Raw genomic sequence first — 12,958 nt, forward strand, 5'->3', positions numbered from 1 at the left:
GAGCGGGCCACGCGGCTGTCGCGCGATTTCCGGCGGGGGTGGCGGCCGGACGTCGCGTGGGCTGACCGTCAGCCATTGCTCTGGCGGTCAGCCCACGCAGTCAGCTCGGGCCCGGCTCAGCTGGGTGCGATGCCGAATTTCCGGACGTCCCAGAACTGGTCCTTGTAGGAGTTCTTACAGTCGTACTGGATTGCCTGTACGCCGTTGGCCTTGTTGCCGTTGGGGATGCCCAGGCACTTCTGGCTGTTCCAATTCCGGATGGTGTAGTAGCCCGGATAGGCGTTCGACGCCTCGATCCGCCACTGCTGGTCGTAGAGGCCGGGGACGTAGTCCCATTGGATCGCGCCGGTCCCGTTGGCCGTGTTGTTGTTGGGGATCGCCATGACCCGGCCGGAGTTCCAGTTCGTCAGGATGAAGGTGACGCCGCCGTCGGAGGTGGACATGTACCAGGTCTGGTCGTTGATGGGCCAGGTGTCCGGCTTCCGGATCTCGTCGTACTGAATGATCTTGGCGCCGTTCTGCATCTGGCCGCCGTTCACGGCGAGGACCTTCCCGGTGACCATGTTCTGGAAGAAGTACCACGAACCTGCGACGGGAACGTCGGCCCGGGCCGGCGCCTGGACGGCGAGGGTGACGAGGAGAGCGAGGACGGAGCTCACGCCGAGCATGCGTCTGATGCGCATTTAACCTCCATTATGGACTCGCGGTACGTGAAGCCATCTAACGGCTGATAACCGTCAAGAGTCAAGCCGTGCGGCCTGCCGGGTGCTGGGGGAGGCCGAGGAGGTGGTGCGGGGGGCGGTCGATGCGGCGGCGGCCCGGCTGATGCTGGAGCGGCTGACGCCGGCCGAGCGCGGGCCCCTATGCTCCGCAAGGCTGGTGCTCCGGGCCCGGGCCGGCATCGCGGCCGGGCGGCGGCACGGAGTGGGAATCTGGCGGAGCTCGAGGACCTGCTCGCGCGGGACTGTCACAAATCGCGCGGCTGCCCGGTCTTGGAGAGCGAAGCCGGCACGCACGAACGGAGAACGGACATGACCGACATCGCGAAGTTCGCCACGCTGCTTGACGACCCCGAGGTGCGCGACCTCGTCTTCGGGCTGGCGCACACCAGGAAGCCGGCGGAGCTCACGCGGCTGGCGGACACCCCGGACGGCGAGCCGGGCGCCGGTCGGCTGCGGGCGATCGTGCTCGATCTCGCCGTGACCACCACCTCCGAGCAGTACCGGAGCTGGCTCGACGACAACGAGCACAATCAAAAGATGACCACCGATCAGGTACGCCTGACAATCGGCGACGGGGTGCTCGGTGACCTCGCCGACTACGCCAGCAGCACGCCGGCCGCGGTCGCCTGGCAGCTGTCGGAGGTCCTCCCCGACCTCGTGGACGCGGTGAGCCCGGGCGGCCGGGTGGTCGACACCAGCCTGCTGGCGGCCGAGATGGCGGCGGCGACCCGCGAGGACGACCTCGAGACGGGCGTCTTCGGAAACTGACGGCGACGCAGCGGGAAACTTTGCGGTTGGTGGGGCGGAAGCGATCCTGGGGTCAGGGGCCGGTCAGTGACTCCACGTGCCCGATGCCGAAGTAGTAGACGGCATGGCCCCCGTTGCCGGCCATCAGGGTGCTGATACCGACCCGGTCCGGGTACGACGCCGGCACGACGATCATCGACTCGCCCTTGCGCAGGCCTTCGTCCCATAGCTTGATGATCTCGTCCTGGTAGCCCCAGCTCTCGAAGAACCTGAGCACCCGTTGCCCGATCCCGTGCGGCTCCGGGTCGAGAATGCGCAGGCCGTCGGCGCCGTGCAGGACGCCGACCACGTCCGTCTCGATGCCCAGCCCGGGCAGTGCCGCGATGATCGGTATGCAGTGCCGGCCGGCGGGGACGAGCCCCGCGACCGCCTCCACCGGGCGAAGCCCGAAAATCTTGACGTTCTCCTGTGGCCCGGTCATGACCCTCCCTTAGTTGGACTCCAGAGTCCATCATGCCTCGGGGGTGGCCTGCCCGTCGACTGGACGAGCGGCATGGTTGGACCTTATAGTCCTGTTGTGCTCGCCTCGAACGTCTTGACGTGCGCCAGTGCCATGTCCAAGGCCACCCGCATGGGCTCGGCGTTGTGCGCTGTCTGAGCCAGCAGATAGCCGCCCTGAACGGCGGCCATCACCGCTACGGACAGGGTGGCCGGGTCGGTGTCGGGGCGCAACGTGCCGTTGTCGCGCATCCTGCGGAAGGCGTCGGCGAGCAACTGTTCCCAGGTCGCGAAATGGCCGGCCAGTGCCTCGCGGGCGGCCTCGTCGGTGTCGGACAGCTCGGCCGCGAGGGTGCCGATGTCGCATCCGTACGCGCCGCTGCGCAGCACGTTGCGTTGCAGCACGGCGTCGCGCCATCGGCGCAGCCCGGCGAACGAGTTGACGCCGCGCAGCAACTGGTTCTGACGCTCCAGCACGACGCCGGCCTGATGCGTGATGACCTCGTGGACCAGCTCTTCCTTGGCCGCGAAGTGGTGGTAGAGCTGGGACTTGCTGGTGCCGCTCGCGACCCGGACGTCGTCGAGGGTGGTGGCGGCGACACCCTTGGCCGCCATCAGCTCGGCGGCGGCCAGCACGATGCGTTCCCGGGTGGCCGCGCCGCGCGCCGTCAGCCGGGTGCCCACGCTCCTGACCGGCGGGTCGACCACGGCCGCCAGGCTACCCGAACGCCGGGGCTCGCCGAGCAGGAGAGACACGACAAATGACCGGGGAGACAAGTCAGATGAAGGCGATCGTGGTGGCGGATCAGGCCGCGGGAACCGCCGGGATGACGGTGGTAGAGCGGCCCGAGCCGGTAGCGGCGGTGAACGACGTCGTCGTTCAGGTCTACGCGTCGGGATTCACCCCGGGCGAGCTGACCTGGCCGGGGACCTGGACCGATCGGCTCGGCCGTGACCGGACGCCGTCGGTACCCGGGCACGAGGTGGCCGGGGTGGTCACGGCTCTCGGGTACGGCACGAGGGGGCTGTCGGTGGGACAGCGGGTGTTCGGCCTCACGGACTGGACTCGCGACGGCACGTTGGCGGAGTACGTGGCCGTCGAGGCCCGCAACCTCGCGCCGCTGCCGGGTGACGTCGACTTCACGGTGGGCGCGAGCCTGCCGATCTCGGGCCTGACCGCGTGGCAGGGACTGTTCGTGTACGGCCGCTTCGAGACGGGGCAGAGCGTCCTCGTGCACGGTGCGGCCGGTGGAGTCGGCTCGATGGCGACCCAGCTCGCACGAGAGGCCGGCGCCTACGTCATCGGCACCGGGCGCGCCGCCGACCGGCAGGCAGCGCTCGACTTCGGCGCGCAGGAGTTCGTCGATCTCGGCCACGACGCGCTGGAGGACATCGGCAGGGTCGATGTGGTCTTCGACGTGATCGGCGGCGAGATCGGGAAGCGGTCCGCTGGCCTGGTTCGTGCCGGCGGAACGCTGGTGACCATCGCCGGGCCGCCCGAGGCCCGGCCCGCCGACGGCCTGGGGGTCGACTTCGTCGTCGAGGCCGATCGCGCCCACCTGGGTGAGATCGTCCAGCGGGTGCGCGACGGGCGACTGCGGACGAACATCGGCACCGTCGCGACACTCGACGATGCCGTCGCCGCCTTCAACCCGACCGATCGGCTCAAGGGGAAGACGATCATTCGCGTTCGTCCGTGAGGGCGGTGGGTGTCAGGCCGCGAGACGGGCGGCGATCGCGTCGCGGATCTCTTTGTCGCCGGGCAATCTGTGCTCTCGCTCGTCGGCCATCCGGCGCAGCGATGTCATCGTGACCCCCTCCAGCCGGCACGCGGTGAACCGGTCGTAGACGCTCAGGTCGGGATCCACGTTCAGAGCGAAACCGTGACTGGTCACCCCGCCCCGGATCCGCATGCCGATCGACACGAGCTTGTGGTGCTCCGGCGTCCAGATCCCGACCAGGCTGTTCTCGCCTTTCGGGGTGTCACGCCGGACGGTGGGGAATCCCAGGTCGCCGAGCGCCGCGATCAGGCCGTTCTCCAGCCACCGCACCACGTCGCCGGGCCCGCCCCGGTGCAGATCCATGATCAGGTAGCCGACCAGCTGCCCGGGTCCGTGGTACGTGGCGTGGCCGCCCCGGTCGACCGCCACGGTCTCCAGGCCGTCCTCGGCCCGGGGGAGATCGGTCGGTGGTGTGTGCTTGCCGTACGTGACGACCCCCGGATGGCTCAGCAGGAAGAGCCGATCGGGTGCCGTGCCCGCCCGCCGCTCCTCGACCCAGCCGGCCATCAGGCCGAGCGCCTCGCGGTACGGGACCTCACCGAGATCGATCCGCGTCAGGCGGTGGCCGAGCTCAATCCCCACCTCACCGATCATGCCACCCGTCGGATCCGGGACCGATCAGCTGGGCGACGAGGAACTTCGGGGCCATCTCGCAGTAGCTGTCGGTGATCAGTTCGGCGATCTCGGTCCAGTCCGTGTGCTCGCCGAGAACGGCGGCGGCGACGTTGCGGCCCCACGGAGCGCGGAAGTACGGGAAGCCGCGGGCGGTCAGGCCGAGCAGGTCGTCGATGGGTACGCGGAACGTCATGACGGTCGGTGCCTCGCCGGCGACCAGATACCGGGCGTACACCGGAAATCGGTCCGGGTCCGGGGTGTAGACGTGGGCGACCGTCCGCGCGCGGATCCGCCAGCGAATGCCGATCCAGGCCGGTTCCTCGTACGCGTCGGGCAGCCCCCGGCAGATCGGTCGCAGCCGGTCCAGGATCTCAGGTGGTACGTCGCCAGGCCCGGACATAGGCCGACAGTAGCGGGGGCACATCCGCAGTGGAAGTGGATCTACCCTCTTGTAGGTCGAACACATTGACCACGGAGGTACGACTTGGCGGCCGTCACTGCGATCGTTCTGGTCCCGCTGACCTACCTCGCCCTAGTCGTCGCCGGCGTCGAAAGTGGCGCGGCCACGCTGTGGGCGCCGGGGTTCGCGGCAGTTCTCCTCGCCGTCGCGCTGGCAAGGGACGCGCGTACCCCGGCGACGCCGGCCGACGTCAACCGGCGCCCGCTTCTCTGGCGAGGCGCCGTGATGGTGGTCCTCGTCCTGCTCTTCGAGTCGATCGCGGCGGGCGTGATCGGCGTCTACGCCCCGGTCGCCGCCACGGACGGCCCGCACAGCCACCCGGTTCAGCTGCACGACGCCCTGATCACGATGCTCGGCCTGCCCATCGTCATGTTTCTGATCTTCCGGCTGGGAGTCTGGTCATCGCGATGGTTGGCCGGACCGCATCCCTTGGTGTGGCTCGCGGCCATTGCTCTCAGCAGCCGAGCGATCCGGGTGTTGTTGTCCTGGCCGGCCGCGACCTACGCCGAGCCACGAAACCTCGTGATTTACGGACTTGGATATACGCTGGTCCGCAACGCGATACTCGCCGTCCTGATCTTCTGCCTGCTCGCACTGGGCAACCGCCACGGCCATCGCCGAACGGCGCGCTGAACCTTCCCCACCCCCAAGGAGAGACACCGAAGCGAAGAGACTGTCAGCCGCCGCGTCCGTGCTCGCCCTCTCCATCGGAATCGCTGGTGTCTCGAGCGCGCCCGCTTACGCCGCTACGGACCGGAGCGGGGCGGAACGGCTGAACATCCCGAACAGCAGTGTTTGCCGGGCCGGCCGGGTGGTCGACACCAGCCTGCTGGCGGCCGAGATGGCGGCGGCGACCCGCGAGGACGACCTCGAGACGGGCGTCTTCGGAAACTGACGGCGACGCAGCGGGAAACTATGCGGTTGGTGGGGCGGAAGCGATCCTGGGGCCAGGGCCCGGCCTTGATTGCCACGCAGGGCAGCCAATCCGCGTTTCCGAGTGACGACGTGACGATCGTGCACCTGAACGCCGACGGATCTGTCGGCGCAAGCCAGACAGTCCATCTGCCGATTGGCAACATCAGTGGCTTCTGCTTCAGCGCGACGGCGGCCGGCGGAGCCGGAATGTATGCCGCCCGGCGGCTGAACAGCCTGTGGAAAGCGACATCGGAATTCCGGGGAACAACCTGACCGACGAGATCGAAGACATCACCCACGTCGGGAGTGACTTCTTCGTCGCCGTCAACCGGAACGGCGGGAGCGCCGACTCCGTGAAGGTGTTCACCGAGTAGGCTTCACGGAACGCCGCAGTCGCAGCTTGCAGATCGCAGGTGATCCCCGTGAATGTCGCTGCCGCCGACGGTGAAAGCGTGGAGCGAGAGCCCGTCGCGGATGCCTCGCCGGAACCCATCCAGACCTCCAAGCGGAGGCGCGGCAACCCGCACCGGTGGGCCGACGAGGCGCTCGCGAGCTGGCTCTCCGCGTTGCGGGGGCGCGAGGGTATAACCATCAGCGAGCTCGCCAAGCGCGTCCGGATGCCGGTGTCAACGGTGGGTTCCTACTTGTCCGGCGCGCGCTATCCGGGGACGCGCGAGACGCTGGAGCGGCTGCTCGAGGGCCTCAATGCGGACGCCCGAGAGGGTCACTATGCCGTCGGCTGCTGGTATGACCATCAGATAGGCATGGCGCCCGCTTCGCCGCCGAGGATCGCGCCGCGGATCGATGAGCCGATCGACACGCGGACGAGCTGGACGACGGGCCGGCCTCAATAGACGGTGCGCTTGTGCTTATCTTCTGGCATGGCGCATCCCATCATGTTCGACGAGGCGGACCCGATCCTGGGCCGGCTTCGGGCACTTGCCCTCGCCTTCCCGGACGCGGCGGAGAAGATTTCGCACGGGCACCCGGCCTTCTTCACCACCAAGATCTTCGCGTACTACGGGGGCTCGGTGAAGGTCGACGGCGCCTACCGGCAGCACGAGCATTCGGTGCTCGTGCTGATCGATGCGGCGGAGCGGGAGGCGCTGCTCGAGGAAGAACGCTGCTACGTGCCGGCGTACCTCGGGGCGTACGGATGGATCGGGGTGGACCTCGACCACGACGTCGATTGGGCGGAAGTCAACGAAATCCTCGATGCCAGCTACCGGCGCACGGCCGGGCCGCGAAGGGTGGCCGTGCTCGACTCCCGAGGGTCCTGAGCGTCAGACCCGGCCGTCACGGAAGGCGGAACAGGGAGTGGAAGCGCAGGCCGAGCCAAGGCCGACGGCCGTACGCGAGCGCGCCGCCGGACGCGATGGCATGCCAGAGCTTGCGTCGGTGGAAGCCGACGAGAAGGGCGTCGCAGCCGGACAGGGACAGGACGCAGTCGACCTCGCGGCCGTCGGCCGGGACGGTCGAGGCGCGCCCGGCGTCCAACTGGAGCACGAAGCGGGGAGCGTGGCGGATGCGCACCTCGTAGCTGCCGGTGAAGCCGCGGCTGCCGGACGGGTCGACGAGCAGCGGCAGCATCTCGCTCATCACGATCGGGGCGGCGGTCGCGGCGGATCGCTCGTCCAGCCACGGCCTTGTCCGCAACGCTCCCGCCAGGTCGTAGCCGTGCACGACGCTCTCGCTGACACTGAGGGCGACCAAGGTGCCGACGGTACGGGTGACATCGGTGCCATACCACGGCGTGGGCCGGGCGGCCCGTAGGTCGGGGCCGGTGTCGAGGGCGGCGAGCAGCTCGTCGGCGCAGTCGCGCAGGCCGTCGGCGGCCTCGCGAGGGCCGGGGAACGACACCACCGCCAGCGCCCGGGCGTTCGTCGAGGCGACCACCTCCGGCAGTGTGTGGCCGGTGCCCAGGTTGGCCGTGATGAACTCGCCGTAGTCGTCGCCGCGTACGGCCAGCGCGAAGGCGCGGTAGACCACGCACAGGTGGGCGACCAGCTGGCCGGCGGTCCAGTCCAGCCCCGGCGCCGGGGCGTCCAGGTCCGTGCCGGCGCGGACCCGGTCGACCAGGCGGCGGGTCTCGCGGTCCAGGGCGGCGCGGAGCGCGTCCCGGTCGGGCTCGACGATCACCCGGGGCGGTTGGTACGGCAGGTCCGGCGCACGCGCCGAACCTACCGGATCAATGCCCGGGCTTGCCGTTGCCCTTGCCGCCGCCCTTGGTGCCGGGGTTCTGGCCCGGCGGGCCGCCCGGCCCCTTGCTGATCTCCATGACGACGAGGCCGCCGCGGGAGGCGCGGTTGCTCGGGTTGGTGTCGGCGACGGTGCCGGGCGGGCAGTTCGAGGCCACCTGGCCGCCGGTCGTCGGGGTGAAGCCGGCGCCCTTCAGCACCGCGGTCGCCGCCTGGACGCTGGCGCAGTTCACGCCCGGGACCGAGACGAGGTCGCCGACGGCCACCTTGCTGTCGCCGGGCTTCTTGAACTGGACGCTCGGCTTGCCCCTCATGTAGTCGGCCACCGTGTTCCACACCGCCGGGTTCACGATGGCGTGGTCCATGTGCTGGCTGGTCTGTGGCCAGTCCGTATCGGCGAGATAGCCGGCCACCACGATCGAGGTGGTGCCCAGGATCAGCGCCGCGGTCTTGGAGCTGTCGGTGGTGCCGGTCTTGCCGAACACCGGGTGGTCGACGACACCGTGGGCCCCGGGGGCCGTGCCGGAGCCGCCGCAGCTGCCCAGCTGGGCCGAGTCGCCGACCGGGCAGCGGGCCGCGTCCAGGGCGGTGCGGGCCACGTCGGCCGAGACGACGCGCCGGCAGCTCGGGCTGCCGACGTCGATCTTCGAGCCGTCCCGGTCGACGATCGACTTCACCGGGGTGGGCGCGCAGTACATGCCGTCGCCGGCCAGCGTCGCGTACGCGTTGGCCAGGTCGAGCGGCGTGGACTCGGAGACACCCAGGGTGAACGCGCCCCATTGCTCGGCGTTGCCGGGCTTGGCCAGGTCCGCGTCGTTCGAGGCGCGGAACTGGATGCCGAAGTCCTGGGCGGTCCGCACCACGTTCTGAGCGCCGACCTCCTCCTCGAGCGGCACGAAGTACGTGTTCACCGAGTGCCCGAACGCGGCCCACATGTTGTAGACGCCGGCCTCGCTCTCACCGGCGTTGCCCGGGCAGTAGAAGTGCGTGCCGGGGCAGGCGGCCGGGCTGCTCGGCGAGACGATGTAGTGGGTCTTCGCGACGACCCCCGCGTTGATCACCTTGCTCAGCGGAATGCCCTGCTTCAGCGCGGTCACCATCGTGAACATCTTGAAGGTCGAGCCGGCCTGGTACCCGTCGACGTCGCCGCCGCCGCTGATGATCGGGTTGGTCGTGTTCGGGTACGTGCCCTTGAGCTTCTTCGCGGCCTTCTTCGGGTCCGACGAGATGTGGTTCTTCGAGTCGTCCAGCTTGTAGTTGCGGTTCGCAGCGAGCGCCAGCACCTCACCGGTGCCCGGTTTCACGGCCGCCAGCATCAGGGCGTCCTTGTTGCTGGTCTTGATCTTCTCGTTGATCCGCTTGTGCGCGGCCGCGGTCGCCTTGAGGTCCATCGTCGTGACGATCCGGTACCCGCCGTCGTTCAGGCGCTGCTCACGGTCGTACGTCGTGGCGCCGAAGGCCTGCTGTTGCAGCCACCAGCGGGTGAAGTAGTCGCAGAAGAAGCCCCACTCGTTCTTGTTGACCGAGACGCACCCGTTGCCGACCCGCTTGACGGTGTGCGGGATCTTCTCCTTCGCCGCCGCCTGCTCCTGCGCCTTGGTGATCGCGCCGGTCGTCACCATGCCGTCGAGCACGTACTGCCGCCGGGTCTGCGCCTGCGGGTACCCGCTCGCGGTGGTCGGGTTGAAGCTGGTGGGCGCCTTGACCATGCCGGCCAGCAGGGCCGCCTGCGCGACGTCGAGGTCCTTCGGGCTCTTGTTGAAGTAGATCTGGCTGGCGGCGTAGATGCCGTACGCGCCGTTGCCGAACGGGGCGATGTTCAGGTAGCGCTCGAGAATCTGCTGCTTGGTCATCTCCTTCTCGACCTGCATCGCGTACTTCATCTCGGTGATCTTGCGCTTCGGGGTGTCCTCGGTGGCGGCGACGACCTCCTGCGGGTTGGTCGCCGAGTAGGCCAGCGCCATACGCACCCACTGCATGGTCAGGGTCGAGGCGCCCTGCTTGTCGCCGCCGGTCTCGTCGTTCACGAACGCCCGGATCGTGCCCTTGAGGTCGACGCCGCCGTGTTTGTAGAAGTCGCGGTCCTCGGCGGCGACGATCGCGTTCTGCATGTTGATCGAGATCTGCGACAGCGGCACGTCGCTGCGGAACTCGTCGTACATGACCGCGATCTGCGTCTTGCCGTCGGACGCGTAGACCCGGGTGATCTGGGGGGAGGCGAACTCGTTGAGCTGGCTGGGCAGAGCCGCGAACGCCTTGCCGCCCGCCTCGACCGTCAGGCCGGACATCGCCGCGGCCGGGAACGCCGCCGCGGCGACCACCACCCCCGCGAGAACTCCGCAGATCAGAAGCGAGCTCGCGTTGGTGAAGATGTTGTGATCACGTCGCCGAAACCAGGAAGACACGCCGCGCAGGCTACAGAACGAATATGTGAGTCCCGCGTGAGGTGGAGAGGTGAATTCGCATACATCCCGTTTCACCAGTCCATTTCGAATTCCGCCTAATCAGATGGTTGTACCACCTGCGATGTGGGGATGACGGTCCGCGATCATGGTCGGGGAAGTCCTTAAGACCGCGGGGCTTCGCCCCACACCCCTCGGCTCAGAGATCACCCCCGGGTTTGTCTGCGCGGCTGTCGCCGCCAATTCAAGCGTCGTCTCCGGTCATCGCGGGGTCGAGGCGGTTGGCGGGAAATTTTTCGATTCTGGTCCAGCCTTTCCAGCCGCGGTCTTCGAGGATGGCCAGGAGGCGTGCGGCGCCGGGGGAGGATTCGAGCATGGCGGCGTCGAGGAGGGTGGCGAAGCTGTCGGTGATGGCGTCGGGGCCGGCCTCGCCGGACTGGACGGCGCGGATCATCAGGCGTTCCACGATGTCGGCTATCTCGACGACGCGGGGGTCGTCGGGGGGCCAGTCGAGCGCGTCGTTCAGCAGGAGGTAGAGCTCCACCACGTCGGGGTTGTCCAGGTCCTCGTGCTTTTGGGCGATCACGGCGTCGATCTGGTCCGGCACCTGGGCGGCGACGAGGATCCAGCCGTCGCGTTCCGCCTCGATCTGCCGCTCGTCCACGCCCAGGGCGCGCAGCCGGTCGAGGTAGTCCAGGACGCAGCGGGGGAGTGCGAGCCGGTCGCCGGCGGCCAGGCCGGCCAGGCGTTGGCGGGTGCCGCGCAGGCGCCGGATCTCGGCGCGCAGGTTCTTGTCGATCTCCCGTACGCCGGCGGCGAACTCGTCGGGGCCGGCGTCGAGAAGTTCCTGCACCCGGGCCAGTGGCACGCCGGCGTCGGCCAGCGTGTGGATCCGGATCAGGCGGACGATGGCGGCGGCGTCGTAGGTGCGGTAGCCGGAGCGGTCGCGGACGGGCTCCGGCAGCAGCCCGATCTCGTGGTAGTGGCGTATCGCCCGCACGGTGACGCCCGCGTACGCCGCGACCCGGCTGATGGTGAGCATCAGGCGATTTTCCGCCGATAGGCGAGCATCGCGAAGACGTACGCCACGACGAGCAGGCCGCCGCACCAGGCGAGGGCGATCCCGAGATCGTCGGCTGGTCGACCGGCGAACAGGTCGCGAAGTGTGTTGACGATCGGCGTCACCGGCTGATTCTCCGCGAACCACCGGACCGGGCCGGGCATGGTCTCCGTCGGCACGAACGCAGAACTGACAAATGGTAGGAACACCAGAGGGTAGGAGAACGCGCCCGCGCCCTCGACCGAGGTCGCGGACAGGCCCGGGATCACGGCGATCCAGGTCAGGGCCAGGGTGAACAGCAGCAGGATGCCGCCGACCGCGAGCCACGCGAGCACCCCGGCGCTCGAGCGGAAGCCCATCAGCAGCGCGACGCCCAGGACGATCACGAGCGAGATCGTGTTGGCGGCCAGCGAGGTCAGCACGTGGGCCCACAACACGCCGGACCGGGCGATCGGCATGGACTGGAAGCGTTCGAAGATGCCGCTCTTCAGGTCCATGAACAGCCGGAACGCGGTGTAGGAGATGCCCGACGCGATGGTGATGAGCAGGATGCCGGGCAGCATGTAGTCGATGTACGGGACGGGGCCGGTGTCGATCGCGCCGCCGAACACGTAGACGAACATCAGCATGAGGGCGATCGGCATGATCGCGGTCGTGATGATGGTGTCGAGGCTGCGGGTGACGTGGCGCAGGGTCCGGCCGGTGAGCACGGCGCTGTCGCTGAACAGGTACGTGGTCATTCCTGCTCCCGGCCGCCGGCGATGGTCGCGAGGAAGATCTCCTCCAGCGTCGGCTGCTTCTGGACGTACTCGATCCTGGCGGGTGGGAGAAGTTGTTTGAGCTCGCCGAGGGTCCCGTTCACGACGATCCGGCCCTGGTGGAGGATCGCGATCCGGTCGGCCAGCTGTTCCGCCTCGTCCAGGTACTGGGTGGTGAGCAGGACGGTGGTGCCCTGCCTGGCAAACCCTCTGACGGTCTGCCACACCTCGAGGCGTGCCGACGGGTCGAGCCCGGCGGTCGGCTCGTCCAGGAAGATGACCGGCGGGCTCCCGGCCAGGCTCATCGCGATGTCCAGGCGGCGGCGCATCCCGCCGGAGTAGGTGGACACTCTCCGCGCGCCCGCGTCGGTCAGCGAGAAACGGTCCAACAGTCCGTCCGCGACCGCGCCGGGGTTCCGGAGATGCCGCAGCCGCGCGACGAGCACGAGGTTCTCCCGCCCGCTGAGGATCTCGTCCACGGCGGCGAACTGCCCGGTCAGGCTGATCGACTCGCGCACCCGCGCCGGCTGCGTGGCCACGTCGAAGCCGCCGACGGCCGCCGTCCCCGCGTCGGCCTTCAGCAGCGTCGCCAGGATCCGCACGACCGTCGTCTTGCCGGCCCCGTTCGAGCCGAGCAGCGCGAAGATGCTCCCGGGCGCCACATCAAAATCCACACCCCGCAAAACCTCGAGCTTGCCGTACGCCTTCGTGAGCCCTCGCACGCGAATGGTCGGATGGTCCGCTGTCATGCCACCGAGGATGCGGGGTTGACGCGGCGTCAAGGTCAAGCCCCGACGCCGCG

Annotated in this window: 17 protein-coding genes; 7 read left to right on the forward strand and 10 right to left on the reverse strand. The window is 68.9% G+C overall.

From position 1 onward, the window contains the following. Positions 1-116: 116 nt before the first annotated feature. On the reverse strand, positions 117-683 hold the full coding sequence (locus A3CQ_RS0109595) for an RICIN domain-containing protein (RefSeq protein WP_020510714.1): 567 nt from the start codon (positions 681-683) through the stop codon (positions 117-119). A 348-nt stretch (positions 684-1,031) separates the two neighbouring features. Here A3CQ_RS0109595 and A3CQ_RS0109600 point away from each other — a divergent pair, with 348 nt between their 5' ends. Then, the gene (locus A3CQ_RS0109600) at positions 1,032-1,490 is read left to right on the forward strand and encodes a YidB family protein (protein ID WP_020510715.1); all 459 of its coding nucleotides are present in this window, start codon (positions 1,032-1,034) and stop codon (positions 1,488-1,490) included. Between the two features lie 52 nt (positions 1,491-1,542). On the opposite strand, the gene A3CQ_RS0109605 is transcribed toward A3CQ_RS0109600, so the two are convergent. Beyond that, a complete protein-coding gene (locus A3CQ_RS0109605) occupies positions 1,543-1,950 on the reverse strand; it encodes a hypothetical protein (protein WP_020510716.1) in 408 nt (135 codons plus the stop codon). Positions 1,951-2,033: 83 nt separating this feature from the next. Further along, positions 2,034-2,675 (reverse strand): TetR/AcrR family transcriptional regulator, encoded by a 642-nt coding sequence (locus A3CQ_RS0109610; protein WP_245577147.1) that lies wholly within the window; start codon positions 2,673-2,675, stop codon positions 2,034-2,036. Positions 2,676-2,749: 74 nt separating this feature from the next. Here A3CQ_RS0109610 and A3CQ_RS0109615 point away from each other — a divergent pair, with 74 nt between their 5' ends. Beyond that, positions 2,750-3,667 (forward strand): alcohol dehydrogenase catalytic domain-containing protein, encoded by a 918-nt coding sequence (locus tag A3CQ_RS0109615; RefSeq protein ID WP_020510718.1) that lies wholly within the window; start codon positions 2,750-2,752, stop codon positions 3,665-3,667. Positions 3,668-3,679: 12 nt separating this feature from the next. Here A3CQ_RS0109615 and lipB read toward each other — a convergent pair whose 3' ends face one another. Next, positions 3,680-4,330, reverse strand: a complete 651-nt coding sequence (lipB, locus tag A3CQ_RS0109620; protein ID WP_245577151.1) for a lipoyl(octanoyl) transferase LipB — start codon at positions 4,328-4,330, stop codon at positions 3,680-3,682. A 1-nt stretch (position 4,331) separates the two neighbouring features. Continuing rightward, on the reverse strand, positions 4,332-4,763 hold the full coding sequence (locus tag A3CQ_RS0109625; RefSeq protein WP_020510720.1) for an MmcQ/YjbR family DNA-binding protein: 432 nt from the start codon (positions 4,761-4,763) through the stop codon (positions 4,332-4,334). 84 nt (positions 4,764-4,847) lie between these two features. Between A3CQ_RS0109625 and A3CQ_RS0109630 the strand changes: the two genes are divergently transcribed. From A3CQ_RS0109630 to A3CQ_RS0109650, 5 genes are all read left to right on the forward strand, one after another. Beyond that, on the forward strand, positions 4,848-5,456 hold the full coding sequence (locus tag A3CQ_RS0109630) for a hypothetical protein (RefSeq protein WP_020510721.1): 609 nt from the start codon (positions 4,848-4,850) through the stop codon (positions 5,454-5,456). Positions 5,457-5,514: 58 nt separating this feature from the next. Then, on the forward strand, positions 5,515-5,718 hold the full coding sequence (locus tag A3CQ_RS60610) for a hypothetical protein (RefSeq protein WP_026205497.1): 204 nt from the start codon (positions 5,515-5,517) through the stop codon (positions 5,716-5,718). Positions 5,719-5,974: 256 nt separating this feature from the next. Beyond that, positions 5,975-6,112 carry a hypothetical protein gene (locus tag A3CQ_RS60615; protein WP_020510722.1) on the forward strand — a complete coding sequence of 46 codons (138 nt, stop codon included), beginning with the start codon at positions 5,975-5,977 and terminating at the stop codon, positions 6,110-6,112. A gap of 48 nt (positions 6,113-6,160) precedes the next feature. Continuing rightward, positions 6,161-6,592: a helix-turn-helix domain-containing protein gene (locus tag A3CQ_RS0109645; RefSeq protein WP_157295596.1), complete on the forward strand. Its 432-nt coding sequence runs from the start codon at positions 6,161-6,163 to the stop codon at positions 6,590-6,592. A 27-nt stretch (positions 6,593-6,619) separates the two neighbouring features. After that, positions 6,620-7,018, forward strand: a complete 399-nt coding sequence (locus A3CQ_RS0109650; RefSeq protein WP_020510724.1) for an MmcQ/YjbR family DNA-binding protein — start codon at positions 6,620-6,622, stop codon at positions 7,016-7,018. A 16-nt stretch (positions 7,019-7,034) separates the two neighbouring features. Here A3CQ_RS0109650 and A3CQ_RS61635 read toward each other — a convergent pair whose 3' ends face one another. The 5 genes from A3CQ_RS61635 to A3CQ_RS0109675 form a co-directional block, all read right to left on the reverse strand. Next, complete coding sequence (locus A3CQ_RS61635; protein ID WP_020510725.1) at positions 7,035-7,877, reverse strand: maleylpyruvate isomerase N-terminal domain-containing protein; 843 nt, start codon at positions 7,875-7,877, stop codon at positions 7,035-7,037. Positions 7,878-7,926: 49 nt separating this feature from the next. Continuing rightward, the gene (locus A3CQ_RS0109660) at positions 7,927-10,341 is read right to left on the reverse strand and encodes a transglycosylase domain-containing protein (RefSeq protein ID WP_040432099.1); all 2,415 of its coding nucleotides are present in this window, start codon (positions 10,339-10,341) and stop codon (positions 7,927-7,929) included. Positions 10,342-10,582: 241 nt separating this feature from the next. Next, positions 10,583-11,380, reverse strand: coding sequence for a MerR family transcriptional regulator (locus A3CQ_RS0109665; protein WP_020510727.1), 798 nt, complete (start codon positions 11,378-11,380; stop codon positions 10,583-10,585). Continuing rightward, positions 11,380-12,138 (reverse strand): ABC transporter permease, encoded by a 759-nt coding sequence (locus A3CQ_RS0109670; RefSeq protein ID WP_020510728.1) that lies wholly within the window; start codon positions 12,136-12,138, stop codon positions 11,380-11,382. Before A3CQ_RS0109670 ends, A3CQ_RS0109665 begins: the two co-directional genes overlap by 1 nt. Continuing rightward, complete coding sequence (locus A3CQ_RS0109675; RefSeq protein WP_026205499.1) at positions 12,135-12,905, reverse strand: ABC transporter ATP-binding protein; 771 nt, start codon at positions 12,903-12,905, stop codon at positions 12,135-12,137. Before A3CQ_RS0109675 ends, A3CQ_RS0109670 begins: the two co-directional genes overlap by 4 nt. Positions 12,906-12,958 lie beyond the last annotated feature (53 nt).

Origin of the sequence: Paractinoplanes globisporus DSM 43857, assembly GCF_000379645.1 — a bacterium.
GTDB classification, from domain to species: domain Bacteria; phylum Actinomycetota; class Actinomycetes; order Mycobacteriales; family Micromonosporaceae; genus Actinoplanes; species Actinoplanes globisporus.

What these genes read in the sequence shown, in the direction of transcription:
- A3CQ_RS0109650 (WP_020510724.1), top strand. Translation starts at nt 6,620, where the DNA reads ATGGCGCATCCCATCATGTTCGACGAGGCGGACCCGATCCTGGGCCGG.
- A3CQ_RS0109615 (WP_020510718.1), top strand. Translation starts at nt 2,750, where the DNA reads ATGAAGGCGATCGTGGTGGCGGATCAGGCCGCGGGAACCGCCGGGATG.
- A3CQ_RS0109600 (WP_020510715.1), top strand. Translation starts at nt 1,032, where the DNA reads ATGACCGACATCGCGAAGTTCGCCACGCTGCTTGACGACCCCGAGGTG.
- A3CQ_RS0109665 (WP_020510727.1), bottom strand. Translation starts at nt 11,380, where the DNA reads ATGCTCACCATCAGCCGGGTCGCGGCGTACGCGGGCGTCACCGTGCGG.
- A3CQ_RS0109670 (WP_020510728.1), bottom strand. Translation starts at nt 12,138, where the DNA reads ATGACCACGTACCTGTTCAGCGACAGCGCCGTGCTCACCGGCCGGACC.
- A3CQ_RS0109605 (WP_020510716.1), bottom strand. Translation starts at nt 1,950, where the DNA reads ATGACCGGGCCACAGGAGAACGTCAAGATTTTCGGGCTTCGCCCGGTG.
- A3CQ_RS0109595 (WP_020510714.1), bottom strand. Translation starts at nt 683, where the DNA reads ATGCGCATCAGACGCATGCTCGGCGTGAGCTCCGTCCTCGCTCTCCTC.
- A3CQ_RS0109625 (WP_020510720.1), bottom strand. Translation starts at nt 4,763, where the DNA reads ATGTCCGGGCCTGGCGACGTACCACCTGAGATCCTGGACCGGCTGCGA.
- A3CQ_RS0109675 (WP_026205499.1), bottom strand. Translation starts at nt 12,905, where the DNA reads ATGACAGCGGACCATCCGACCATTCGCGTGCGAGGGCTCACGAAGGCG.